The 25,697-nt window shown below is 38.2% G+C and carries 18 protein-coding genes; 8 read left to right on the forward strand and 10 right to left on the reverse strand.

Features of this window, described 5'->3' with window-relative positions; translation table 11 throughout:
• Positions 1–92 precede the first annotated feature (92 nt).
• On the forward strand, positions 93–4,616 hold the full coding sequence (gltB, locus tag APB85_RS14635) for a glutamate synthase large subunit (protein ID WP_057482153.1): 4,524 nt from the start codon (positions 93–95) through the stop codon (positions 4,614–4,616).
• 2 nt (positions 4,617–4,618) lie between these two features.
• Complete coding sequence (locus APB85_RS14640) at positions 4,619–6,079, forward strand: glutamate synthase subunit beta (protein ID WP_057482338.1); 1,461 nt, start codon at positions 4,619–4,621, stop codon at positions 6,077–6,079.
• Positions 6,080–6,131: 52 nt separating this feature from the next.
• Here APB85_RS14640 and APB85_RS14645 read toward each other — a convergent pair whose 3' ends face one another.
• Positions 6,132–7,973 (reverse strand): T9SS type B sorting domain-containing protein, encoded by a 1,842-nt coding sequence (locus APB85_RS14645; protein WP_057482154.1) that lies wholly within the window; start codon positions 7,971–7,973, stop codon positions 6,132–6,134.
• Positions 7,974–8,104: 131 nt separating this feature from the next.
• On the opposite strand from APB85_RS14645, the gene folE reads away from it, so the two are divergent.
• The 5 genes from folE (at position 8,105) to APB85_RS14670 (ending at position 12,018) form a co-directional block, all read left to right on the forward strand.
• Complete coding sequence (gene folE / locus APB85_RS14650) at positions 8,105–8,782, forward strand: GTP cyclohydrolase I FolE (RefSeq protein WP_057482339.1); 678 nt, start codon at positions 8,105–8,107, stop codon at positions 8,780–8,782.
• A 37-nt stretch (positions 8,783–8,819) separates the two neighbouring features.
• A complete protein-coding gene (gene cysS, locus APB85_RS14655; RefSeq protein ID WP_057482155.1) occupies positions 8,820–10,310 on the forward strand; it encodes a cysteine--tRNA ligase in 1,491 nt (496 codons plus the stop codon).
• 102 nt (positions 10,311–10,412) lie between these two features.
• Entirely contained in the window at positions 10,413–10,658 is a 246-nt protein-coding gene (gene yidD / locus APB85_RS14660) for a membrane protein insertion efficiency factor YidD (protein ID WP_057482156.1), read from the forward strand.
• A gap of 50 nt (positions 10,659–10,708) precedes the next feature.
• Positions 10,709–11,530, forward strand: a complete 822-nt coding sequence (gene lgt / locus APB85_RS14665) for a prolipoprotein diacylglyceryl transferase (RefSeq protein WP_057482157.1) — start codon at positions 10,709–10,711, stop codon at positions 11,528–11,530.
• Positions 11,527–12,018 (forward strand): DUF192 domain-containing protein, encoded by a 492-nt coding sequence (locus APB85_RS14670; RefSeq protein ID WP_057482158.1) that lies wholly within the window; start codon positions 11,527–11,529, stop codon positions 12,016–12,018. The genes lgt and APB85_RS14670 overlap by 4 nt, the downstream gene beginning before the upstream one ends.
• A 217-nt stretch (positions 12,019–12,235) precedes the next feature.
• Here the strand turns inward: APB85_RS14670 and APB85_RS14675 are convergent, their stop codons facing one another.
• The 5 genes from APB85_RS14675 to gyrB all read right to left on the reverse strand — a co-directional run bounded on the left by APB85_RS14675 (position 12,236) and on the right by gyrB (position 20,242).
• Positions 12,236–12,787: a hypothetical protein gene (locus APB85_RS14675; RefSeq protein ID WP_057482159.1), complete on the reverse strand. Its 552-nt coding sequence runs from the start codon at positions 12,785–12,787 to the stop codon at positions 12,236–12,238.
• Positions 12,788–12,975: 188 nt separating this feature from the next.
• The gene (gene secDF, locus APB85_RS14685) at positions 12,976–15,972 is read right to left on the reverse strand and encodes a protein translocase subunit SecDF (protein ID WP_057482161.1); all 2,997 of its coding nucleotides are present in this window, start codon (positions 15,970–15,972) and stop codon (positions 12,976–12,978) included.
• A gap of 164 nt (positions 15,973–16,136) precedes the next feature.
• Positions 16,137–17,063, reverse strand: coding sequence for a malate dehydrogenase (gene mdh / locus APB85_RS14690; protein WP_057482162.1), 927 nt, complete (start codon positions 17,061–17,063; stop codon positions 16,137–16,139).
• A 92-nt stretch (positions 17,064–17,155) separates the two neighbouring features.
• On the reverse strand, positions 17,156–18,178 hold the full coding sequence (locus APB85_RS14695) for a DUF6588 family protein (RefSeq protein ID WP_057482163.1): 1,023 nt from the start codon (positions 18,176–18,178) through the stop codon (positions 17,156–17,158).
• A 123-nt stretch (positions 18,179–18,301) separates the two neighbouring features.
• Positions 18,302–20,242 (reverse strand): DNA topoisomerase (ATP-hydrolyzing) subunit B, encoded by a 1,941-nt coding sequence (gene gyrB, locus APB85_RS14700; RefSeq protein ID WP_057482164.1) that lies wholly within the window; start codon positions 20,240–20,242, stop codon positions 18,302–18,304.
• 526 nt (positions 20,243–20,768) lie between these two features.
• Between gyrB and APB85_RS14705 the strand changes: the two genes are divergently transcribed.
• Positions 20,769–21,344 (forward strand): DUF2911 domain-containing protein, encoded by a 576-nt coding sequence (locus APB85_RS14705; RefSeq protein ID WP_057482165.1) that lies wholly within the window; start codon positions 20,769–20,771, stop codon positions 21,342–21,344.
• Between the two features lie 53 nt (positions 21,345–21,397).
• Here the strand turns inward: APB85_RS14705 and APB85_RS14710 are convergent, their stop codons facing one another.
• The 4 genes from APB85_RS14710 to APB85_RS14725 form a co-directional block, all read right to left on the reverse strand.
• Positions 21,398–22,030: a 7-carboxy-7-deazaguanine synthase QueE gene (locus APB85_RS14710; RefSeq protein ID WP_057482166.1), complete on the reverse strand. Its 633-nt coding sequence runs from the start codon at positions 22,028–22,030 to the stop codon at positions 21,398–21,400.
• Positions 22,031–22,087: 57 nt separating this feature from the next.
• Positions 22,088–23,545 carry a M14 family metallopeptidase gene (locus APB85_RS14715; protein WP_057482167.1) on the reverse strand — a complete coding sequence of 486 codons (1,458 nt, stop codon included), beginning with the start codon at positions 23,543–23,545 and terminating at the stop codon, positions 22,088–22,090.
• Positions 23,542–24,213, reverse strand: coding sequence for a peptidoglycan recognition protein family protein (locus tag APB85_RS14720; protein ID WP_057482168.1), 672 nt, complete (start codon positions 24,211–24,213; stop codon positions 23,542–23,544). The genes APB85_RS14715 and APB85_RS14720 overlap by 4 nt, the downstream gene beginning before the upstream one ends.
• Before the next feature lie 71 nt (positions 24,214–24,284).
• Positions 24,285–25,697, reverse strand: a complete 1,413-nt coding sequence (locus tag APB85_RS14725) for a SusD/RagB family nutrient-binding outer membrane lipoprotein (RefSeq protein ID WP_057482169.1) — start codon at positions 25,695–25,697, stop codon at positions 24,285–24,287.

Genomic DNA, 25,697 nt, shown 5'->3' on the forward strand with positions numbered 1-25,697 from the left:
TACTGAATTTCTTCTTACTTTAAGAGGTGAACGCTTCATATTATTTATCTAATTAGGTAATTTTGAGACGATAACTTAAGGACGAAAAGGACATGAAATTAAAAAAACAGGGGCTCTATTCACCCGAATTTGAGCATGATAATTGTGGAGCAGGATTTATATGTAATCTAAAAGGCAAACGAACAAACGATATTATTCACAAGGCCTTAGATATTCTCATTCGGCTGGAACATAGAGGCGCAGTTAGCGCAGATGGAAAGACTGGTGACGGTGCCGGTATTTTGATAGAAATTCCTCACGATTTTTTTAAAAAAACCTGTGAATTTAAATTACCAGACTTTAAAGAATATGCGGTTGGAATGGTTTTTCTTCCGCAGTCCAAAAATCAGCAAAAAATTTGCCGTGAGATCTTTGAAGAAGAAATCATTGGGCAGGGGCTAAATCTTATTGGCTGGCGTGAAGTGCCTGTAAACAGAGCCTGCCTTGGAAGCATTGCTTCACTCTCTGAACCTAATGCGCAACAGGTCTTTATCGGAAAAGGAGACGATGTTTCTGCTGAAAGTTTTAATGCAAAACTATTTGCAGCCAGAAAGATCGCTGAACATAGAATAGAAAAATCAGAACTTTCTGAATCAGAATATTTTTACCTGCCAAGTTTATCAACCAACACCATTATATACAAAGGTTTGTTGATGCCGCAAGACATAAACGTTTACTATCGCGATCTAAACGAACCAGATGTAGTTACCAAATTGGCACTGGTTCACCAACGTTTCTCCACGAATACTTTCCCAACCTGGGATTTAGCACAACCCTTCCGCTATATGTGCCATAATGGAGAAATAAATACGCTTCGCGGAAATCTTAGTCGAATGAAAGCCCGGGAAGAGCTTTTTGAAAGTGAGAAATTTGGAGAGGATTTAAAAGAAATTATCCCTATTGTTCCCGAAGGAAAATCAGATTCAGCTTCTATGGATATGGTTCTGGAATTGCTTTTACAAACCGGCCGATCTCTACCTGAAGCAATTATGATGATGGTACCTGAAGCCTGGGAGAAAAATCCTTCCATGCAAGATGAGAAAAAAGCATTTTACGAATATAATTCCTGTATTATGGAGCCCTGGGATGGGCCCGCTTCCATTCCATTTACCGATGGAAATTATATTGGTGCACTTTTAGACCGAAATGGTCTTAGACCTTCCCGCTATACCTTAACCAAAGATGGTTATGTAATTATGTCTTCAGAAACCGGGGTATTGGAAATTCAACCCGAAAATGTTGAGCGACACGGAAGGTTAGAGCCGGGAAGAATGTTTTTGGTAGATATGAACGAAGGCCGAATTATCGAAGATAAAGAAGTTAAACAAAAAATAATTTCAGAAAGACCTTATCGCAAGTGGCTTGATGAAAACCTACTAAACCTATCTGAAGTTCCATACACCGGCAACAAAACGCCGGTTGAAAATATTGATATAAATACCCGGCAAAAATTATTCGGTTATACACAGGAAGACATTAAAACCATAATCACCCCAATGGCCACGCAAGGGAAAGAGGCAATTGGTTCTATGGGCGCCGATATTCCACTGGCGGTACTTTCAGATAAATCGCAGCTATTATTCAACTATTTCAAACAATTATTTGCGCAGGTAACCAACCCGCCTTTAGACGGAATTAGAGAAGAGATCGTTACCGATATTAGCCTTTCTATTGGGGAAGACCGAAACTTATTCGATATTATTCCGGAGCAATCCAAGAAATTGAGAATTCAAAATCCCGTTATTTCTAACGAAGATCTAGATAAAATAAAATATATAGAGCATCCAGATTTCAAGACTGCTTCTATTTCAATTTTATACGAAGTCGAAAAAGGCCTTAACGGACTTGAAGCACGTTTAGATGAAATTATTTATGAAATTAATGATGCCGTAGACGATGGTTGTAATGTAATTATTCTTACCGACCGAAATTCAGATTCTAAATTAGCGCCAATTCCTTCGCTTTTGGCTTGTTCATTTGTGCACCATCGCGTGAAGAAATACAACCGAAGATCTTCCTTCGGAATTGTTATCGAATCAGCAGAACCAAGAGAACCGCATCATTTTGCATTATTATTCGGTTATGGTGCCAGCGCGATTAACCCATATATGGTTAACGAAATTATTTACAACCTGGTTGAAGAAAAAGAAATTGAGGTTGAAGATCCTGAAGTTGCCGTTGAGAATTTTAATGTTGCCATTGGAAAAGGGATTGTGAAGATTATGAACAAAATTGGTATTTCTACTCTTCACTCCTATCGTGGTGCTCAAATTTTTGAGATCCTGGGATTAAACCAGAAATTCGTAGATAAATATTTCACCAATACGCCAACCCGAATTGAAGGTATTGGATTGTATGAAATAGAAAAAGAAATTCAAAAACGTTTTGACAACGCCTTTGCGCCTAAGAAAACAGATACCGATCTTGACCTGGAAATTGGTGGAGACTACCGCTGGAGAAGAACAGGAGAAAGACATATGTTCAACCCGGCCAGCGTTGCAAAACTGCAACAAGCGGTAAAACAAAACAGCACTAAAGCTTACGAAGAATATTCAAAATTAATAAACGACCAAAGTGAACGTTTAATGACGCTTCGCGGAATGTTTAAATTCCGTGATTTAAATCCTATTCCGGTTGAGGAGGTTGAGCCCTGGACAGAGATCGTAAAACGATTTAAAACCGGAGCTATGTCTTTTGGCTCTATAAGTAAAGAAGCTCACGAGAACCTTGCAGTTGCAATGAACCGTATGCAGGGAAAAAGCAACTCGGGAGAAGGCGGTGAAGACCCACAGCGTTTTCATAAAGATCTTGATGGAAATTGGAGAAATTCTGCCATTAAGCAGGTAGCTTCGGGAAGATTTGGAGTTTCTATTAATTATTTAAGCAATGCGAAAGAGATTCAAATTAAAATGGCCCAGGGTGCAAAACCCGGGGAAGGTGGGCAATTACCAGGACCAAAAGTAAATCCCGATATTGCTAAAACCAGAAATTCCACTCCTTATGTAGGATTAATTTCACCACCGCCACACCACGATATTTATTCAATTGAAGATCTAGCGCAGCTGATCTTCGACCTTAAAAACGCGAATCGCGAAGCCAGGATCAATGTAAAACTGGTTTCTAAAGTTGGCGTGGGAACTATTGCCGCCGGGGTAGCAAAAGCAAAAGCTGATGTGGTTTTAATTTCAGGTTATGATGGCGGTACGGGAGCTTCTCCCCTAACTTCCCTGCGCCACGCAGGTTTGCCCTGGGAACTAGGAATTGCTGAAGCACAACAAACACTGCTTATCAATAATCTTAGAAATAGAATTGTTGTAGAATGTGACGGCCAGTTAAAAACCGGTCGGGATGTGGCTATCGCCGCGTTGCTGGGAGCTGAAGAATTTGGTTTTTCCACCGCTCCACTTGTAGCTTCTGGCTGTATTATGATGCGCGCCTGCCATTTAAATACCTGTCCCGTGGGAATTGCTACGCAAGATCCTGAACTTAGAAAGAAATTTAAAGGTACTCCTGAAGATGTGATCAACTTTATGTATTTCATCGCCCAGGAATTAAGACAAATAATGGCCGATCTTGGCTTTAGAAGTATCAACGAAATGGTGGGTCAAAGCCAGAAGTTAGATATGAACCGCGCAATTGAACATTATAAAGCACAGGGATTAGATCTTTCTAATATTTTGTATAAGCCGAAAATCGATGAAGATATGCCGCTATACAATACCGAAAACCAGGATCACAACCTGGAAAATGTATTGGATTTTGAAATTTTAAAACAAGCGCATCCAGCTATTTACCGAAAAGAAAAAATGAGCCTGGATTTCCCAATCAGCAATATCAACCGTACAACGGGTGCTATTTTAAGTAATGAAATTTCAAAGATTCACGGCGCAAAAGGTTTGCCTAATGGTACGCTTACTTTAAATTTCACAGGTTCCGGCGGACAAAGTTTTGGAGCATTTGCAACTAAAGGCCTTACGATGAATATTGATGGAAATTCTAACGATTATTTAGGGAAAGGTCTTTCGGGAGCAACTTTAAGTGTTAGAAAACCAAAAGAAGCTTCCTTTAAATCTAATGAAAATGTGATCATTGGGAATGTAGCGCTTTATGGCGCTACAGATGGAGAAGCGTATATCAATGGAATTGGCGGGGAACGTTTCTGCGTAAGAAACTCCGGCGCAAAAGCAGTTATTGAAGGAATTGGCGATCACGGTTGTGAATATATGACCGGTGGAGTTGCTGTAATTTTAGGAACTATTGGAAGAAATTTCGCTGCCGGAATGAGTGGAGGAATCGCCTATATTTATAATCCAGATAACAGCCTGGACAATAATAATTTCAATATGGAAATGATTGGTTTAGAAGATCCTTCCGAAGAAAATAAAGAAGAACTTAAAGAACTTATTTCAAATCACTACCAGTATACCGAAAGTGATGTGGCCAGGGAAATTCTTGAAAATTGGAAAGAGAGTTCTGGCAAATTCATAAAAGTAATGCCTACAGAATTCAAAAAGGCTTTACAGAAAATGGAAGAAGAGAAAATGGAACAAGAACAAAAAGAACTCAAAACAGCATAATTATGGGTAAGATAAGAGGTTTTATGGAATACGACCGTAAGGTTGAAGAGACAGTAGCTGTAGAGAAACGAGTTAAAGATTACAAAGAATTCACGAAAGAAATGTCTCCCGAAGAACTTGGCGTTCAGGGAGCAAGATGTATGGATTGCGGAATTCCGTTTTGCCATAGCGGTTGCCCGGTTGGAAATTTAATTCCGGATTTTAACCACGCGGTTTATAAAAACGACTGGAAAAAAGCGCTCAAAATTCTACACGGAACAAATAACTTCCCTGAATTTACCGGAAGATTGTGCCCCGCGCCTTGCGAATCTGCTTGTGTATTGGGTATTACAGATCCGCCGGTAGCGATTGAACTTATTGAAAAATACATTGTTGAACGCGGATTTAAAGAAGGATGGATCACTCCACAACCTCCAAAATCCAGAACCGGAAAAACCGCAGCTGTAGTAGGTTCTGGCCCAGCAGGTCTTGCAGCGGCACAACAGCTTAACCGTGCTGGTCACGAGGTTACCGTATTTGAACGCGACAATAAAGTTGGCGGATTATTACGCTACGGAATTCCCGATTTTAAAATGGAAAAACATGTAATTGACCGTAGGGTTGATGTTATGAAAGAAGAAGGAATTACATTTAAAACCGGAGTACACGTAGGTGAAAATTATGAAGCCGAAAAACTGAAGGAATTTGATGCTGTAGTACTTTGCGGTGGCGCTACCAAACGCCGTCATTTACCAATTGAAGGTGCCGAAGGCGGTGGTGTTATGCAGGCGATGGATTTTCTAAAAAATAATAATGAAGTTGTAGACGGTTTAAAAGAGCAAACCGAAGAATATTCGGCTAAAGGCAAAAATGTGATTGTAATTGGTGGTGGTGACACAGGTTCTGACTGTGTTGGAACTTCTAATCGACATGGAGCAAAATCGGTTACCAATTTTGAGATCATGCCGGTTCCGGGAGAACATAGAGATAAAGAAAATCCCTGGCCGTATTGGCCGTTCACCTTAAAAACTACTTCTTCTCACGAAGAAGGTGTAGAGCGTAACTGGAGTATTAATACCAAAGAGTTTATTCGGGATAAAGAGGGCAATTTAAAAGCTTTAAAAACCGTAAATATAGAATGGGTAAAAGGTAAAAATGGAAGACCACAACTTAAAGAAGTTGAAGGCTCAGAAAAAGAGTGGCCTTGTGAGCTGGTACTTTTAGCTTTAGGATTTACCGGACCTGAAAAAACATTAAGCGAGCAATTAGGCCTTGAACTGGATAGCAGAACAAATATTAAAGGAGATGATGGCTACCAAACCAACATACCAAATATCTTTACTGCCGGAGATATGCGCCGCGGACAATCCTTAATTGTCTGGGCAATTTCTGAAGGCCGTGAAGCCGCTTATCACGTAGACAAATACTTAATGGGAAAATCTATGTTGCCAAGAAAAGGAGAAGGCGACCTTCCCGCTGCTTAATTTAATTTTTTAAATAAATTGTTGTTTAAGAGCGTCCAGATTTCGGGCGCTTTTATCTTTTTAGGGTGAAATTAGCCCCAAAATGATCACGAGTGCCATCCAACATTTCAAACTCTACTTTAAACCAATAATCATCTGCAGGTAAAGACCGGCCATTATAAGTGCCATCCCAGCCCTGGCCACCGGGCGATAATTCCTTTAATAGTTTTCCGTAGCGATCAAAAATATAAAGTTCTAAAATTTGAATTTCAGCGGTATTAGCAATATTCCAGGTATCATTATATCCATCGCCATTTGGAGTGAAGAAACGCGGATAACCAACTAAATAAAATTCTTCCGAACTAGTAATTCCGCAGCCATTTATTTCGCGGGCGCTAATAGTATGATAACCGGGATTTAAGTTTCTAAAAACCGGATTTTCCTGCCAAACTCCTTCATCTAAGCGATACTCGTAGGTAGTATTATCTCCCAGACCGGGTATGGCTTCTGCAGTAATCACATAGCCTCCCGTAAAATCACTCCCTTCAATTTCAACTACAACACTTTCGGGCCTGGAATAAACAGCAAGATCTGTTTGAAAGCTTACGCTGCATCCAGACTGGGAATTGGTGACAATAAGTTCTATGATTTCAGCCTCTGGAATTTCGGTAAAATCTAATAAAGCATTGGTACTAATCACCGTTCCATTAGCCAGCCACTCGTAAGTATAATTATTCCCAAGATCCTCGCCTATTTCAATTTGTTGAGTGATATCTCCATTAAGATCGACACAAATTATGCTTTCGGTGGGAAGATAATTTTCAGGAAGAAGTTCTACTTCTACATTAAATGAAATTTCCTGGGAAAGGCAACCACTTTCCACTCCTTCTACCTGGGCAAAAATTTCAATAGTTTCTGCAATTGGAAAGCTAGATGGATTTTCAATAGGATTTTCGTCTTCCAGCTCCTGTAAAGATTCATAAAAATTCACTCTATAATTTTCTTCAGAAGTATTTCCGTCTAAAATTTCTGCTGAAGTTAAACTTAGGTCTATACTCGTTTGATTTGGATCGCATATATAGAGATCTTCAGGAGTATTTGCTATTGGCTCACTATAAAAGCTAACTTCAATCTCATCTTCATCTGGACGTAAAGTTTGATTTTCATAAACGATCACTTTATAGCGGCCGGAATCATCTATTGTTAATGTTGATTCTTCCTCCCCTGCTATCAATTGAAAATCGTTCATATTTTCGTCAAAACGGTACCATTCATAAAACGCCACCCCATCTGTGGTGGCATCTAAAGTTGTTTCGGTTTCACCACAAAGCAACCTATCAGGTCCCAGCACCTCGTCTAAAATTCCACAATCTGTAGAGCCGGAATTAGGCTGATTTGCATTGGTTTGCCGTAAACTTATAAACCCGGGAAGCTCTTCATAATTAGTAATTAGCACCACGTAAACTTCTCCAGCTTCGGCATTAAGAATATTCATCTGTTCTACCGTATCGGGCTCATAGCTACAATCCACAATCTTTTGCGCGCTTAGAGATTCATCTTCACAATAATTATCTGTTCGCTCAAACGGCCCCCAAACAATATAATCTACATCATATTGCGAACCGCTACCATCTTCATTTTGAAACTGTGAAATATTAAATCTCAAGTCTCCCGTTTGTTCAACTTGCAAATAAAACCAGGCGGGATATGGCTGAGAAAGTAAACATCCATAATCTGGACCGGGCTGCCCATTAGCCTGATTACTGTTATTTATATTGGAATTAGGAAATACCAGCTCTTCATTACCGGCACAAAAAGGATCTAAACTTTCGCAAGAACTACCCTGGCCAAAAACCACCTGAATACTTCCGTAAAGAAGAAAAATACAAAAGATAAGTAGGGATCCTTGTTTCATAATAGGTTTAAGAACTTACAAAATAACAAATATCTATTTAATCCCAGTCTTTTATGATTACATAAAAACCTATTAAATATGTATCTTTGCAAGCCAAACAATCGGTTTACGACTATTATTGTAAAAACGGTATGAAAATAGACAAAATTTTGAATGAAATTGATGAGCAGGGAGATGCACATGTAGGAAGCAGTGCAGAAACCCCTATTCGTGAAGATGCTTTTGAACTGAGTGATATTGAAAAAGTAGCGCTCATCAATAAAGATGTAAAACATATTATGGAAACTTTAGGCCTTGATCTTACAGACGATAGCCTGAAGGGAACTCCACAACGGGTGGCAAAAATGTTTGTAAATGAGATTTTTGCCGGATTAAACCCGGAGAGAAAACCCATTGCATCAACTTTTGAAAACAAATACAAATATGGCGAAATGTTGGTAGAAAAGAATATCACTGTATATTCTACCTGCGAGCACCATTTACTTCCTATAGTTGGAAAAGCTCACGTGGCCTATATTTCTAAAGGGCGCGTTATCGGGCTTTCAAAAATGAACCGAATAGTAGATTATTTCGCGAAAAGACCACAGGTACAGGAGCGAATGACGATGCAAATTGTTCAGGAGCTACAAAAAGCTTTGGGTACACCAGATGTTGCTTGTGTAGTTGATGCCAAGCACCTTTGTGTGAACAGCCGCGGAATTAGAGATATAGATAGTAGCACCGTGACCAGTGAATTTGGTGGAGCTTTCAAAGAACAGTCTGTAAAAAGAGAATTCCTTGACTATATAAAATTAGACACTACTTTTTAAATAATTCTATTTCTTAATAATCAACAACTAACTATCTATGGCGCTATACCAGGAACAAAGCTTGAAAATGTACAATTCAATGACGGGGGAAAAAGAAGTCTTTAAACCCATAAACGAAGGAACCGTTGGAATGTATGTTTGCGGCCCTACTGTTTACAGTAATGTTCATTTAGGTAATTGCCGAACTTTTATCTCCTTTGATCTTGTTTTTCGATATCTGAAGCATTTGGGATATAAAGTAAGATATGTTAGAAATATTACCGATGCCGGTCATCTTGAAAATGATGCCGACAGTGGAGAAGATAGAATTGCCAAGAAAGCACGATTAGAACAAATAGAACCTATGGAAGTAGTACAACGCTACACCATAGATTTTCATAATATCCTGCAGAAATTCAATAACCTGCCGCCAAGTATAGAACCTACGGCTACCGGCCATATTGTTGAACAAATCGAGATCATTAAAACCATTATCGAAAAAGGATTTGCCTACGAGGTAAACGGTTCGGTTTATTTTGATGTAAAGAAGTTCAACGAAACCAACCATTATGGTAAGCTAAGCGGAAGGGATATTGATAACATGATCGCCAATACACGAGAACTTGCCGCACAGAGCGATAAGAAAAATCCGCAGGACTTTGCACTTTGGAAAAAAGCCGAACCACAGCATATTATGCGCTGGCCTTCGCCCTGGAGCGATGGTTTCCCTGGCTGGCATTTAGAGTGCACCGTGATGAGCACAAAATATTTAGGGGAAGAATTTGATATTCACGGAGGCGGAATGGATCTAAAATTCCCGCACCATGAATGTGAAATTGCCCAGGGAGAAGCCGCTACCGGGAAAAACCCGGTTCATTACTGGCTACACGCCAACATGCTTACTTTAAACGGTAAGAAAATGGCTAAAAGTACGGGCAATAATATTCTTCCTGAAGAAATTTTCTCTGGAAATAACGATGTTTTAGACAAACCATTTTCACCGAATGTGACCCGATTCTTTATGCTTCAGGCCAATTACCGTAGCATCCTGGATTTTTCAGATGAAGCACTAAAAGCAAGCGAAAAAGGTTTTAACCGATTAATGGATGCTTACCACGCCATAGATGAGCTTCCGATTTCAGATAAATCGAGCATAGATATAAAGAGTTGGAAACAGTCTTGCTACGATGCGATGAACGATGACTTTAACAGCCCGATTCTAATTGCCAAGCTTTTTGATGCGGTTAAGATGATTAATAACATCAAAGAAGAAGCCGCTACAATCACTTCTGAAGATAAAGACGAATTGCAAAAAACAATGTCGGCTTTTATGTTTGACGTGTTAGGTCTTTTAGACAAGGTTTCTGAAAATAATGATACTTCAGATAAGCTTTCTTCAACAATAGAATTACTTATAAAACTGCGAGCTGAAGCAAGAAACAATAAAGATTTTGCTTTAAGTGACCAGATAAGAGATCAATTACAGGAAATGGGTATTCAGCTTAAAGACGGAAAAGAGGGCACTACTTTCACTATCAAACCAGCATGATGCTGGGCACAATAGCGGCAAAAATTAGAGTAATAATTAAAGTTCTATGCTGAATTTCAGAGTTTCTATCCAAATTACAAACCTCTAAAAACAGGAAAGACGATGCTTAAAAAATGGTTAGCATATCCGTTTATCCTGTTAGTGAGATTTTATCAGAATTTCATTTCGCCACTTACACCGGCAACCTGTCGTTATACACCAACCTGCTCCCAGTACAGCCTAACGGCTTTACAGCGTTTTGGCGTTTTCAAAGGTGGCTGGCTTAGCTTAAAACGCATTTTTAGCTGTAACCCCTGGGGCGGAAAAGGCTACGATCCCGTTCCCGAAAAAACAAAAACCAAAATATAGGGCAACTACTTCCAAATATGTATCTTTACCCTACTAATCAATTTTAATTTATGCTTTTTAACGCGATCACCTGGAGCCCTTCAGAAGGTTTAGACTTAGGTTTTTTCACCCTTCACTATTACAGTTTAATGTTTTTGATAGCCTTTGGATTAGGCTGGTATATCATGAAAAGCATTTATGTAAGGGAAAAAGTATCTATAGAAAAACTGGATTCGCTTTTTATTTATACGGTTCTGGCAACGCTAATTGGTGCTAGGCTGGGACACGTAATTTTTTATGATTGGGATTACTTTCAAAATCATTTATTAGAAATATTCTTACCGGTTAGATTTGAACCCGAATTTGAATTTACCGGTTTTAGAGGTTTGGCCAGTCATGGTGCAGCAATTGGGATTATCATCGCAATGTATCTTTATCGAAAACGCGTTTTAGACAAACCAGTGCTATGGGTTTTAGATAGAATTGTACTTCCTGTAGCCAGTGGAGCTATTTTTGTAAGAATAGGAAATTTTATGAATTCTGAAATTATAGGAAAACCCACCAATTCCGATTACGGAGTGATTTTCGCAAATCTAGGCGAGACTTTTCCACGCCACCCAGCCCAGTTATATGAATCTTTTTGCTATTTACTTATCTTTATATTGCTATGGTTCTTATACTGGAAAACCGAAAAACGCCATAAAATAGGTTATCTTTTTGGCCTATTCCTGGTTTTACTTTGGACGGTGAGATTCTTTATCGAATTTATAAAAGAAGCCCAGGTAGAAGAACGAACCACCTGGTTGTTAAATACCGGGCAATGGCTTAGTATTCCCTTTATAATTGCTGGATTGTATTTTATGTATCGTCCTACCAAACCAAGAACCGTATGATACGTAAATGCATAATCTTATCGGCTATTTTAACCATTTCCTTCCTATCTTCCTGTAAAGATGATGAGACTGAAGCACCCATAGAAACCGAAGAGATCACTTTCACTAAAGAAGGTGAAGCTACTTTGCTGAAACCTAATGGAGATACTATTCAGCAAATCGATATTGAAATTGCCGATAATTCTTATGAACGCCAAACAGGTTTAATGTATCGCGAAAGTATGGAAGACAACCGGGGAATGCTCTTTATTTATGATAACGAAGCTCCACGAGCCTTTTATATGAAAAACACTTATATCCCTCTAGATATTATTTATTTTGCTGCAGACAGCACCGCAGTGAGTTTCCAGAAGAACGCGCAACCGCAGGATGAAACTTCGTTACCATCTGGAGAACCGGCCCAGTTCGTCCTTGAATTAAACGCGGGACTTGCAGACGATTGGAACATTGAAGTTGGCGACAAGATAGATTTCGAAAGGGTAGATTAGGTTTAGACCTACAGGTTTTATTCCTTACTATTTATATAAAGTTTATCATTGAATAGGGCGGCTTAATTTCCGCTTTTACCATACCTATTAAATGAAATTGATCCTAGTTCCTGAGCTGAGCAGGGAAGATACTTCCGCGTGGATTTGATACAAGCTTCATCCTCGTATTCATAATAGTACTTTTATTTCCCACTAATACCTATGCTCTCCTCTATAATTAAGGTTTAGGGAAAAACTTATAAGCTTCATCTAAAAATTCACTAAACAATATGTAATTCTTTTTATCTGGATTGTGAATAGGATAAAAATATCCTATTCCACTTTTATTGGTTACCGTTACACTCACTTGAATCCCATCTATAATAACTCGGTTCTTATTATTTTTTATTTCGAATAAAATTTCCTCTTTCGAATTTATTATAGAATCAGCTAGTTGAATAAGTCTATCTTCATGTGAAAAAACCATGCATTTTTTTGTAAATATTTTACTTGCATCTATAATATTCATCATCTCTCGATTATCCTCTGCGGTACGATTTTTTTTATATCGCAGTTGTCTATATCTAAGACTATCGGTTTTACTTAAATCATCTTCTCCAGTATACTCTGAAAAATAAACTTTGATATCCTCCTCATTATAGTGGCGAACATCAAAAATGTGTTCAAAAGCAGGAAAGGTTCCACTTGATTCTATTTTTAGCTTATAAATCTCTTGTGAATAACAATTTATGCTAATAAAAATAACTAAAAGAGTAATAACTTTTTGCATATCGAGCTTTATTTGAAAAGAGTGGCAAGGTGAATCAAATATACAGGTTTAGCCTAAAATCAAGCAGTCCAAACCCATTTTCTCTGAATTGAGCATAAGAACTATAAAACCCGGGTACAACAAAACCAATCCATAAAAAAAGCGCCCCTTTTGGAGCGCTTTTTACTTTATCTATTTCCGAAGAAATCTTAAGCAGTAGTTGCTTCAGAGTCTTCTTCAATTTTCTTCTTCTTTTCAATCTTAGATTTATCAGTCACACTGTCAAACATAACAGGAGTTGCGATAAATAAAGAGGAATAAGTACCTACAATCACACCAATGATCAAGGCAAACATAAAGCCTCTAATGCTTTCTCCACCAAAGATAAAGATAGCAAGTAAAACGATTAAAGTAGTAAGCGAGGTATTCAAGGTACGGCTAATAGTACTATCTAAAGCCACATTTACTGTTTTACCTAATGGCCAGCTGGTGTGTTCGTTTACAAATTCTCTAATTCTATCAAATACAACCACGGTATCGTTTAATGAGTAACCAATTACCGTAAGGATTGCAGCAATAAATGCCTGGTTAATTTCCATACTAAATGGCATCACTTTGTATAATAAAGAGAAGACACCCAAAACAATTATAACATCGTGAGCTACTGCAGCAACAGCACCAATACTAAACTGCCATTTTCTAAATCGCAATAAGATATACAAGAAAATTACTACTAGCGATCCTAAGATAGCCCAGAAAGAGTCGTTCTTAATATCATCGGCAATAGTTGGACCTACTTTCATAGACTGCATAATACCAATTTCTCTTTCGGCTCCACCTGTAGTAAATTCATCGAAAGTAAGATCTTGCGGAAGGTAAGATTGTAAAGCATTAAACATAGATTGTTGGATCTCGTTATCTACCGCTGTACTTTCTTCATCAACCTTGTATTTAGTCGTGATCTTAAGCTGATTATTTGGTCCAAAAGTTTTTGCTTCGGCACTTCCAAATTCAGCGATCAGATCCTGTTCTACATCAGTTGGATTCACATCCTGATCAAAACGCACGGTATAAGTTCTACCCCCTACAAAATCAACTCCCGGGTTTAATCCTTGTACTATTATAGAACCAATACTTATTATGATTAAAATTCCAGAGATTATGTAAGCCATTTTACGCTTTCCGAGCCAATCTATTTTTACATTTCTGAAAAGGTTTTTGGTTGCGCCCGTAGCAAAATCAAGTGACTTTCCGTTTTTACCATAACCATCAATAAATAATCTAGTGATGAAAATTGCGGTAAATAAAGAAGTCGCGATACCTATTAATAAAGTAGTGGCAAAACCTTTAATTGGCCCTGTACCTAAAATCAATAGAATGAAACCAGTTAAACCGGTAGTAATATTCGCATCTAAAATTGAAGACAGTGCGTTATTAAACCCGTCTTTAATGGCATCTTTTTGTACTTTTCCTTTAGCAAGTTCTTCACGAATTCTCTCAAAGATAAGTACGTTAGCATCTACCGATATACCAATAGTTAATACAATACCGGCAATACCAGGTAACGTTAACACAGCTCCAAGACCCGCAAGGATTCCGAAGATGAAAAGAATGTTCACTGCAAGGGCAACATCAGCAAAAAGACCGGCTTTACCATAGTAGAAAATCATCCATAGCAATACAAAAACAAGGGCGATGGCAAATGACCAAATTCCGCTGTCTATAGCTTCCTGACCTAAACTTGGTCCTACAATTTCGCTCTGAATAATATCTGCGGAAGCAGGAAGTTTACCAGCTCTAAGAACATTGGCTAAATCCTGACCTTCGGTAATAGTAAAATCTCCACTAATTTCGCTTCTTCCACCTGAAATAGGTCCGGTAGAAACTCCCGGAGCAGAATAAACTGTATTATCTAAAACAATTGCGATATTGCTCTGTTGTGTTGAAGCCAGACCGGTCATTTCTTCCCATAGCTTAGCTCCTCTTCCATCCATTTGCATAGAAACCGCAACCCGACCCATTTGGTCATAAGTTTGTTGTGCATCTGTAATCACATCACCACTAAGTGGTGGCTCCATATTACGGTTACCTTTTAAAGCATAAAGACCAACAACACCTTCTTCTTCTGGAATTCCCCAGGCGAATTTAGCGTAACGTTGCTCTGCAGGAAGTAAAGATCTTACCTGCGGCATACTTAGATATTTGTTCACTTTAGCGGTATCCTGAACAGAGAAATATGCCAAAACAGGACCTCCCTGGAATCCAGGACCTTCTACAAGTTCGAATAAAGGATTATTTCCTGTGCTTACTTCATCAGTAGATTCTTCACTTTCGGCAAGTAATTCATCTATGTCGCTATCGCTTTCAGCAGCAGTAGTATCAGCTTGAACTTCTGTTTCTTCGCCAACTACATCCTTAAGCACATTATTAGCCTGAGCCAGGAAGTTACCTAACTCATTATTTTTATAAACGTGCCAAAACTCTAATTGCGCAGTACTCTGCAACAATCCCTGTACACGGTTAATATCTTTTGCACCAGGTAATTCAACAAGAATTCTTCCTGAATTCCCTAAACGCTGAATATTTGGTTGGGTTACCCCGAATTTATCGATACGTTTTCTTAAAACTTCAAAAGCAGAAGTAATAGACTCATCAACCTTCCTTCTAATTACTGTTTCAACTTCGTCGTTAGACATTTCGAAGTTAATCTCATCACTTAGTGTTTTATTAGCAAACACATCTGGAGATGCAAGCTTAGCATCAGGAATATTATTAAAAGCCTCAAAGAAAAGGTCTACATAATCGTCCTGGCTATCTGTAGAAGCTTCATCAGCTTCTGCTATCGCCTGGTTAAAGGCAGGATCGTCGGTATTATTTGCTAAGCCGGCAAGAATATCTTTAACCGAAATTTGAAGAATTACGTTAATTCCTCCTTTAAGGTCAAGCCCTTTGTTAAGCTCTTTGTCTTTGGCGTCACTGTAAGTAATACCTGCAACAATCTCGTTGTTCCCAACCGAATCGAGATAGTTTTGCTGTTCAACATCTCTCAATGCTGAATAATTTTCTACATTTTCGCTAATTTTTTGCCTGGCAAAATCTTCAGCTTCACTTTCTACATTATTGGTAATAAAAGTAAAAGACAACTGATATATACATACCAGTCCAAATAAAATTGCAAAAACCTTAATCAGTCCTTTGTTCTGCATTATTCCTTAAGTTATAATTAATTAGGTCGATTTTAAAAACGGACAAATATAGGGTTTCAAAAATGAAATGCCAACAATTTTTTTTTGAATAATTTAACTTTTAAACATAAAAAAGACCGCAAGTTTTGCGGCCTTTTTTAACATATATTCAAGTTTAAAACTACTTATAGTTCTAATAGGGCATTGGTTTTATTCACGCCCTCTGCACTTTCTTTAATCTTATTAGACTCTGCATCATCAAGCTCTATCTCAACAATTTTCTCAAGTCCGTCTTTACCTAAAATTGCAGGCACTCCAATGCAAATATCATTTAATCCGTATTCACCTTCCAACATTGCAGAGCAAGGGAACATTTTCTTTTGGTCGCAAGCAATTGCCTGAACCAAAGCTGAAACTGCCGCACCAGGTGCATACCATGCACTGGTTCCTAATAATTTTGTAAGGGTTGCGCCACCTACTTTAGTATCTTCTGAAACCTGGTTTAAACGATCTTCAGATAAAAATGCAGATACAGGTACAGAATTTCTGGTAGCCAATCTTGTTAGCGGCACCATCCCGGTATCGCTATGACCTCCAATTACCATCCCATCAACATCTGATGGCGGACATTCTAAAGCTTCACTCAATCTAAATTTAAAACGTGCGCTATCTAAAGCTCCGCCCATTCCAATAATTTTATTCTTTGGAAGACCGGTAGTTTTATGCACAAGGTAAGTCATAGTATCCATAGGATTACTTACCACTATTAGTGTTACATTCGGAGAATGCTTAATAAGGTTTGATGAAACTTCTTTTACGATCCCGGCGTTTATTCCAATCAATTCCTCGCGAGTCATTCCTGGTTTACGCGGAATACCACTTGTAATCACAGCAATATCACTACCCGCAGTTTTAGAATAATCGTTGGTTGTTCCGGTGATTTTAGTATCAAAACTGTTAAGGGTTGCAGTTTGCATTAAATCCATTGCTTTCCCTTCAGCTACTCCGTCTTTAATATCGAGTAAAACCACTTCTGAAGCAAAATCTTTAATGGCAACATATTCTGCACAGCTAGCACCAACGGCACCTGCTCCTACTATAGTAACTTTCATCTTATATTTTATTTAAATCGGTTAATATTTGATTCCAAAAATACAAATATTGCTATAGTATTACTATAAGATATGGTTAAAACTGGCGTACATTATATTCTAAAATGCAGCCCGGCGTTAATATGAAAAAATTTACCGGCAGTCGCCATGGTACTAATTTTAAATCTATTGAAATAAATATTAAAACCAAGATCGGCTTTAAATTGCGCCTGGCTTTGGTCTAAGCCTCTCAGCGCATTATTAATAGGACTTAATGCTATACCAGATCCTCCCATAGCATAGCTAAAATTAGAATTCGTTGCTCCTAAAGCTCCAAATACTTCAAAATCATCTCCATACTTTTTAGAGCCTAATACCGAAGCCATCCAAAGATTGGAGTTCACATTTACTAGCGTTAAGTTTCCGAAAGAACTACCGTCAGAAGATAGGTCTACCGGATCAATAAATTCATATTCTACATCAAACTGGCTAAATGCAACTATTGCTGAAGCCTGAAAATCATCTTCATTATTAAATTTAAAATACTGTGTAAAATTATGTTTTAGCGCTGCACCGTAAGTAGTAAATGCCACGCCGTCTACAGTTAGCTGCGGAAGGATTCTTGCTGAAAATTCTGTCTCATAGGGCAAGCCAACAGTAGCTTGCACAAAAGGATAGGCAAGTACACTTTTATTAATTCCTTCTATAGCCTGAAATCTAATGGGTACAGTATTACCTGCGTAATCAATATCTCCAACAAAATAAGTATCGGTTTCTCCACCAAAAGCAGTTGGCACCACCGCATTACTGCCTTCACCTTCAATACTTAGAATTGCCCCGCCATTTTCGTGAACACCGGCAAGATCGTTATTTGAAATAGTAAAACTTTGACGGTTAGAAGGAACAATTAAAGCATTTCCCTGAAAGGAGATCTCTACTTTCCATGGTTTTAAAGCAGTTGCTGAAGTAAACCAACCGGCTCCTGCCTGATAGGCAGCCCCTTCGGCTGCAGGTCCTGCAAATTCATCTGCGATATACAGCATCTCATTTGCAAATTTTGTAAGATCATCTTCCTGAGCGTAGGAATTAACTGAAAATAAAATAAATAGAATGAGGTATTTAGCTTGAAATTTCAAAATAAGTAGGTGTTAAGTTAGGCGGTAAAAATAACAAAAAAAGTTTTCTAAAAGCAACATTAAACAAGAGCATAAAAAAACCCGCAAGAACACTTGCGGGTTATATTTAATACTCGTTAAGCACTAGGCATCAATATTCGCGTACTTAGCGTTCTTCTCGATAAATTCACGTCTTGGCGGCACCTCATCTCCCATAAGCATAGAGAAGATTCTATCAGCCTCACCACTATTGTCTATACTTACCTGTCTTAGTTTTCTTCTTTCAGGATCCATAGTAGTATCCCAAAGTTGTTCGGCATTCATCTCCCCAAGACCCTTATAACGTTGAATTTGAACTCCACCGCTATAACTTTCAGCAATCTCATCGCGTTCTTCCTCGCTCCAGGCATAACGCTTCTTGCTTCCTTTTTTCACCAAATATAAAGGTGGGGTTGCAATATAAATATGTCCTCCTTCTATCAATTCTTTCATATATCTATAGAAGAAAGTTAAGATAAGGGTTTCAATGTGACTACCATCTACGTCGGCATCACACATTATTACCACTTTATGATATCTTAATTTATCGGTATTTAAGGCCTTACTATCCTCCTCAGTACCAATAGTAACTCCAAGAGCAGTGTAAATATTCTTTATCTCTTCATTATCAAAAACACGATGTGTCATCGCTTTTTCAACATTCAGAATCTTACCTCTCAACGGAAGGATGGCCTGGAATTTACGGTCACGACCCTGTTTGGCTGTACCACCCGCCGAGTCACCCTCAACAAGAAAAACTTCACTCTGTGTAGGATCCTGTTCAGAACAGTCAGATAATTTCCCGGGCAAGCCGCCAATACTCATCGCGGTTTTACGCTGAACCATATCACGGGCTTTCTTCGCCGCATTCCTGGCCTGCGCTGCAAGAATCACCTTTTGAATAATGGTTTTCGCATCATTCGGGTTTTCTTCCAGGTAATTTTCAAGCATTTCTGAAACCGCCTGTGAAACAGCCGAAGTCACTTCCCTGTTCCCAAGTTTTGTTTTTGTTTGCCCTTCAAACTGAGGCTCTGCTACTTTTACTGAAATAATCGCGGTTAATCCCTCACGGAAATCATCTCCAACGATCTCAAACTTCAGTTTATCCAGCATACCCGAAGCATCGGCATATTTTTTAAGCGTGGTAGTTAAACCACGTCTAAAACCAGATAAGTGTGTTCCACCTTCGTGGGTATTAATATTATTAACGTAAGAATGCAGGTTTTCGTTAAAAGAGGTATTATAAACCATCGCTACCTCAACAGGAATATCGTTCTTTTCGCCTTCCATCGAGATCACATCTGCGATAATAGGCTCACGGTTTCCATCAAGGAATTTTATAAATTCTTTTAATCCATCTTCAGAATAAAATCTTTCAGAAAGATATTCACCTTCTTTATTAACCTCACGCTTATCGGTAAGTGTAATTTGAATTCCTTTGTTCAAATATGCCAACTCACGCATTCTGCTAGACAAAGTTTCGTAGCTATAATCTACACTTTGCTGAAAAATACTTGGATCTGGCTTAAAGGTGATCACCGTTCCATTAAGGTCGGTTTCACCCACAGGTTTAACCGGATAAAGCGGCTTTCCTATTTCATATTCCTGCTCCCAAATTTGACCATCTCTGTAAACCGTAGCTTTAAGAGCGGTAGAAAGCGCGTTAACACAACTTACCCCAACCCCGTGTAAACCACCGGAAACCTTATAAGAGTCTTTATCGAATTTACCACCGGCACCAATCTTGGTCATTACCACCTGCAACGCAGAAACACCTTCTTTCTTATGAAGGTCTATCGGGATTCCCCTCCCGTTATCCTCGGTAGTTACCGAGCCATCTTCATTTATGGTAACTTTAATGGTATCACAATGGCCGGCCATAGCCTCATCTATAGAGTTATCTACCACCTCATACACCAAATGATGCAAACCTCTTACGCCGGTATCTCCAATATACATAGAAGGCCGTAAGCGCACATGCTCCATTCCTTCTAACGCCTGGATACTATCGGCCGAGTAATTGTGTTTTTTGGCTTCTTCGCTCATATATTTTGCTAATTAAATTCGTCTATTTTGAATAACGAACAAATATAACAAAACGCATATTTTTAATGACCCCACAAGCTCTTACAAGGCTTTAAGTTATTAACAATTTGTGCAAAAAAAAGCCTAAAATAAAGCAAAATTAAAGCTGTCATCGTGCATAACAAATCACACGATTGTAAACCTAAAAATCTTCTAATTATTACATTTCGTTTTTCTGGATTTAATCCACGTAGAGAACTACTTATAAAGAACTTGTAGTAAAAACTGCCTGAAATTGGGAAGCCATAGAATTACTGCTTTTACAGCTTTTACCCTCTACAACTTTTGCCATAGTCTTAAGAATCATATTTTCTCTCCAATCATAAACAACACTTCTCTAAATGGTTTCTCAATTGTTATAAACAAACACTTTGCAAGACTAACATTTTCAGCTCTTTAAAAATTTAATATTTTAACAGCAACTAAATAAATCTTTAACATCTTAAGAAATAGCAGTGAACTATCTTTAAGCTTAAAATAAAACACCATGAAAAAAATACTTTTAACAGCAGTTTGTTTAATAGGATTTCTTGGATTCCAGGATGTACTGGCACAGGAAACAGAGCAAAGCAGTGATCCTAATTTCCCGAAATTAGATACCAGCCCTCTTGATATGATTATACACCGAAATCAAAAAGACGAGGTAATCATGAGAGTAATATACAGCCGTCCTCAAATGCGGGATCGTGAAATTTTCGGAAAACTGGTACCTTATGGAGAAGTTTGGAGAACCGGAGCTAACGAAGCTACGGAAATTACTTTTTATAATGATATGACCGTTGGTGGCGAAACTGTAAAAGCTGGCACCTATACGCTTTACACTATTCCAGATGAAAAGCATTGGACCGTAATCCTGAATAAATCAGTTCACACCTGGGGCGCTTACGAATATACCGATGAAAGAGATTATGTAAGAATTAAAGTTCCAGTTAGAAACGCGAGTCATAATATTGAGAATTTCTCTATGACTATAGAGCAGAAAGAAAATGAAGAAGGCGCTAACCTATTGATGGGTTGGGCAGATAAATATGTAAAAGTACCCTTCTCTCCTGCGGGACAATAAAATAATTGAACTAAAACTAAAACGGCTGTTTATAAAAGGAACAGCCGTTTTTTTTACGGAATATTGAGGTATTTATGCGTTTGAAGCGAAACCTTCCATTTTGGATTTTTCATTACAAAATCAACTATCAAGGGCATCATTTTATCTCTATTGCTCCACTCCGGTTGCAAATAAAGAATGCAATTCTCACTAACTTTTTCGGCTTGCTCCTCAGCAAATTTAAAATCGTGCTTATTAAAAATAATCACTTTAAGCTCGTGCGCTAATGGATAAATCTCTTCAGTAGGTAATTTTATTTTCTTTGGGGATAAACAAATCCAATCCCACTGTCCGGTTAATTTATAAGCTCCCGAGGTTTCTATATGAATATCACAACCTTTTGCTTTTAATGCCCCGGTAAGCCTCGTCATATCCCAGGTAAGCGGTTCCCCACCGGTAATCACAATAGTTTTACTGCTTGCTACCGCTTTTTCTACAATCTCACCTATATGTGTTGGCGGATGAATAGATGGGTCCCAGCTTTCTTTAACATCGCACCAATGGCATCCTACATCGCAGCCTCCAATTCTTATAAAATAAGCGGCAGTTCCTTTATGAAATCCTTCTCCCTGTATGGTATAAAACTCCTCCATTAAAGGAAGCATTATTCCATCATCTACCAATGCCTTAGTTTCTTCTGTAATCATAGCCGGCAAAGATACGGAATCTCTTTTTTTATCCTGTGCTTCAGGTCAAATTCCTCTCTAATCTAAAATAAGCGCATTTTCCACATCAAATTTTTCTTCTGAAAGATCTATGAAAAACCCATTAATTACAGCATACTCTAAGTTTCCATCTTTTTTTAGAAAGAAATTAGGCTGCAAATTTTCCGGAATTTCGAAATCTTCGGTTACCAGGTTTATAGGTAATTTGGTAAAATCATCTTTCGGCAACTCTTTTAAAACGACATAAGAATAACCCTCTTTAAGTATTTCTGAAATATTCACTTGTTGAAATTTCTCTAAATTTTCAAAGGTCTCCGGGTAAATTTTCCCCTGTTCAAATTTATAACCAGAAGCTTCAAATTCTTCGTATCCGTAATAGGTAGAAAGATCTCCCTGATCTGAAATACTGGAATTATAAAAATAATCCAGATCCTCATCCTGAACTTCGTATTGGTTAATCCCTAAATCTAAAATATAGTCTTCTCCTAATAATTCATAAGTAAGCCCGGTAAGTTTTAAATCAAATAGCTTCCTGTCGTTATTGGGAATCTCTTCATATTTAGAAATTTCAGCATTTTTATAATCCCCATCGGCAATAGAAAATATGGCGGCAAGAATAGAAACGAAATTCAACTTTCTAATTTCCTGTTTTTCCGGATCTTTTGGGTAACCACCAGATTCAATTAGAATAGTACTTGTCCCCCATTTTTGAATATTATCTCCAAAAGCACGAGGCTCAAAATCGTCGTTATAACGTCCCACCTGGCCCGGCGCATATTCCTGCAGAATGTTATTCATTTGCACAATTACCTGCATCGCTGCTCCACGCACTTCATTTATTGATTTTTCGTAATTATAGGCCGGCGCTAAATAAGAAATGGTTGCAGGCTTTGGAGTTCTTTCAGCATTATAATAGGTACTTTGATCATGAAGATTAAAACCAAAATCGGCATCCAGGCTATCACGCACATTTTTTAAAGCTTTACTTTCCGGTGACTGTAATCTCAGGGCATCACGATTAATATCTACACCCAATAAGTTTCTACGCTGAAAACGGGCTGCACCATCAGGATTTAGCATTGGCAGAAAATGAAGTTTTACATTTTTCAACATTTCTTCTTTTTCTTCTAAAAATGCTTCGGAATCCAGGAAATTGAGAATATCGAAAATTGCCATGGTAGCGGTAGATTCATCGCCATGCATTTGCGACCATAGAAAAATATCTACATCGCCTTCACCTACAGAAATTAACTGAAGTGGCCTACCCTCTATAGATTCCCCAACCTTAGTGACTTTAAAATTTTCCTTTTGATTGAAATTATCGATTAAAGGCCGAATTTTAGTCTGCGTAAAACGGCGCTTTTCAATAGATTTCTCTTTAAAATTTTCATAAGAATTGTATAGTTCTCTATAGAGTTCTTTATCCTGTGCTGTACTACTTGAAAGGGTGAAAAAAGCGCATACAAAAAACAGGAAACTTAATTTTTTAAAATTCATTTAGCATCGTTTTTAGGAACAGGTTTAAAATTAAGGTTTTTAGTTTTTTTCCGAACTTTTTGCATAAATTCTTTACCGGGATCGGTCTTTTGAGTTCGATAAGATTCGTCTTTCTCCAGCCATAATTCATGGCCTTCAAACTGCGGATATTCATAATGTCCCAGCAAATATTCTATATCATGTTTTTCAGCTAAATATTTCACTAAATCAATATTAGACTTAAGCTGGGCTTTAGTAAGCGGGGTTTCTTTAGTACCTCCGACATTTTCGACTCCAATTGCTGCGTGGTTTAAGCCAATTACGTGTCGCGCCATTGTAGTTTCTGGCATTAACCTGTAAATTGTACCATCGTGATCCACCAGAAAATGAGCAGATACATTTAAAGCACCGGCTTTTTGAATATCTTCTCTGGCGCCAGGTAATTTAACCGAATTAAATGCACGAAACGAACTTTCTAAATCTGGAATTGCCGTCCAGTGCAGCACGATCATTTTTGGAGAAATTTCAGGAGAAGATTTTTCTAAACCGTAACGTTCCTCCAGATAATCCAGGCTAAGCTGCATTCGTTCTTCATTAAAAATTATAGGACGATCTATTATTCTCTCGGAAACGTCAGCACTTTTACAACTGAATAAAAAGAGTGTGAAAATGATAATTATATACCTCATTGAAAACATATTTAAAACTAAAATCTCCCGGGCAAGCCGGGAGATTTTTTCATTAATAATATTTGATAATCTTATTCATCCCAAAAAATCTTATCGGTAAGACTTACATCAGGAACATTACTTCCATTTCTACTAACTTCAGAATCAGGATATGCTAACCTACTAATAAACTCCCCATTAAGATCTGGGTTTACGTTTGCCGGCAGATCAAAATCTTCATAAGAATAATCATACCTACGAGCATCAACCCAGGCTTCAGGATGTAGGAACATGGCAATCCATTTCTCCTCGAATATTTCATCCATGGTAAAATCTGCTTCACCCATGCTTACTTCAGGATTACTCATATAAGCATCAATTTCAGCCGGCTCAACCCCTATTTTAGTCATATGAGCTCTAATTCCTGTTAAATAGGCTTCATAAGATCTACTTTTATCAATTTCAAAAGCAGCTTCAGCTTCAATGAATTTCTGCTCAAAATAAGTAGCTATTAATATTGGCGCCAACTCACTCGAGTAATAGTCACCAGGTTCAAGCACAGACCGAGCTCCTTGCTCCGGAGCATTTCCTCTACCAGCTCCATTCTCTACGCCAATGTATTCACCATCATCTGTGGCACCAACCATATAAGGCAGCCTTGGATCCTGGACCCCATAAAGTGTCCCGTCCAAACTTTCTATAAATTGCTCTGAAATCCAACCTCCTAAAAGTAAATTGGCGTTATTTATAGCTACGTTTGCCCATGGATTAAACTGTTCTGGAAAATATTCTACCTGAGCATCATCTGCATTGGACTCCATTCCACTGTCTAAAGCAGCAAGCACCGCAGCAGGATCATAAGAACCTGTCTCACTGTAGTGATTAAGATACCTTGCTTTAAGCATGTTCCCCAGTTTCATCCATTTACTAATATCTCCGCCATAAATAAAATCGTCTTCTCCCACTGAAACTTCGGTAGGGTTAGATAAATTTACAAGTCCCTCGTCTAACAAGTTCAAGATTTCCTGGTACAATGCACTATCATCGTCATAAGACGGAGTGATAGTTTGAAAATCCAGTCCTTCACTATAAGGAATACTTCCCCAGGCATCTACCGTCATTCCCAGGTTTATGGCCATTAAGATTTGTCCTACACCTTCATAGTGGTTTGCTCCATTTTCTCTGGATTGATTTATAAGGTCGCTCAAATCTGTCATTACATTATACATACTGGACCAGGTGCCGCTATAATTTACCGGGTCCATAACATCTGAAGAACTGGCCGGGTTAGGGGAAGCGAGATGTTGCACATAATTAGTAGTAATATTTCCCATTCTAAAGGTATTCTGGGCCGTTTCAAAAGTGGAATTCACCATTAAGGCTGAAATTGGAGCCTCTGTAGGATTATTCGGGTCATCGTTAATATCCAGGTAATCATCGCACGATGAAAACATAAACATACTGGCAATGACAAGGTATGTGTATTTATTTTTTAGAAAATTCAT

Origin of the sequence: Salegentibacter mishustinae (assembly GCF_002900095.1) — a bacterium.
Classification (GTDB): Bacteria; Bacteroidota; Bacteroidia; order Flavobacteriales; family Flavobacteriaceae; genus Salegentibacter; species Salegentibacter mishustinae.

Coding starts and splice junctions, on each gene's coding strand:
- lgt (WP_057482157.1), top strand. CDS start 10,709: ATGCTTTTTAACGCGATCACCTGGAGCCCTTCAGAAGGTTTAGACTTA.
- yidD (WP_057482156.1), top strand. CDS start 10,413: ATGCTTAAAAAATGGTTAGCATATCCGTTTATCCTGTTAGTGAGATTT.
- APB85_RS14715 (WP_057482167.1), bottom strand. CDS start 23,545: ATGAATTTTAAAAAATTAAGTTTCCTGTTTTTTGTATGCGCTTTTTTC.
- mdh (WP_057482162.1), bottom strand. CDS start 17,063: ATGAAAGTTACTATAGTAGGAGCAGGTGCCGTTGGTGCTAGCTGTGCA.
- APB85_RS14720 (WP_057482168.1), bottom strand. CDS start 24,213: ATGAGGTATATAATTATCATTTTCACACTCTTTTTATTCAGTTGTAAA.
- cysS (WP_057482155.1), top strand. CDS start 8,820: ATGGCGCTATACCAGGAACAAAGCTTGAAAATGTACAATTCAATGACG.
- secDF (WP_057482161.1), bottom strand. CDS start 15,972: ATGCAGAACAAAGGACTGATTAAGGTTTTTGCAATTTTATTTGGACTG.
- folE (WP_057482339.1), top strand. CDS start 8,105: ATGAAAATAGACAAAATTTTGAATGAAATTGATGAGCAGGGAGATGCA.
- gltB (WP_057482153.1), top strand. CDS start 93: ATGAAATTAAAAAAACAGGGGCTCTATTCACCCGAATTTGAGCATGAT.
- APB85_RS14725 (WP_057482169.1), bottom strand. CDS start 25,697: ATGAATTTTCTAAAAAATAAATACACATACCTTGTCATTGCCAGTATG.
- APB85_RS14705 (WP_057482165.1), top strand. CDS start 20,769: ATGAAAAAAATACTTTTAACAGCAGTTTGTTTAATAGGATTTCTTGGA.
- APB85_RS14710 (WP_057482166.1), bottom strand. CDS start 22,030: ATGATTACAGAAGAAACTAAGGCATTGGTAGATGATGGAATAATGCTT.
- APB85_RS14640 (WP_057482338.1), top strand. CDS start 4,619: ATGGGTAAGATAAGAGGTTTTATGGAATACGACCGTAAGGTTGAAGAG.
- APB85_RS14670 (WP_057482158.1), top strand. CDS start 11,527: ATGATACGTAAATGCATAATCTTATCGGCTATTTTAACCATTTCCTTC.
- APB85_RS14645 (WP_057482154.1), bottom strand. CDS start 7,973: ATGAAACAAGGATCCCTACTTATCTTTTGTATTTTTCTTCTTTACGGA.
- gyrB (WP_057482164.1), bottom strand. CDS start 20,242: ATGAGCGAAGAAGCCAAAAAACACAATTACTCGGCCGATAGTATCCAG.
- APB85_RS14675 (WP_057482159.1), bottom strand. CDS start 12,787: ATGCAAAAAGTTATTACTCTTTTAGTTATTTTTATTAGCATAAATTGT.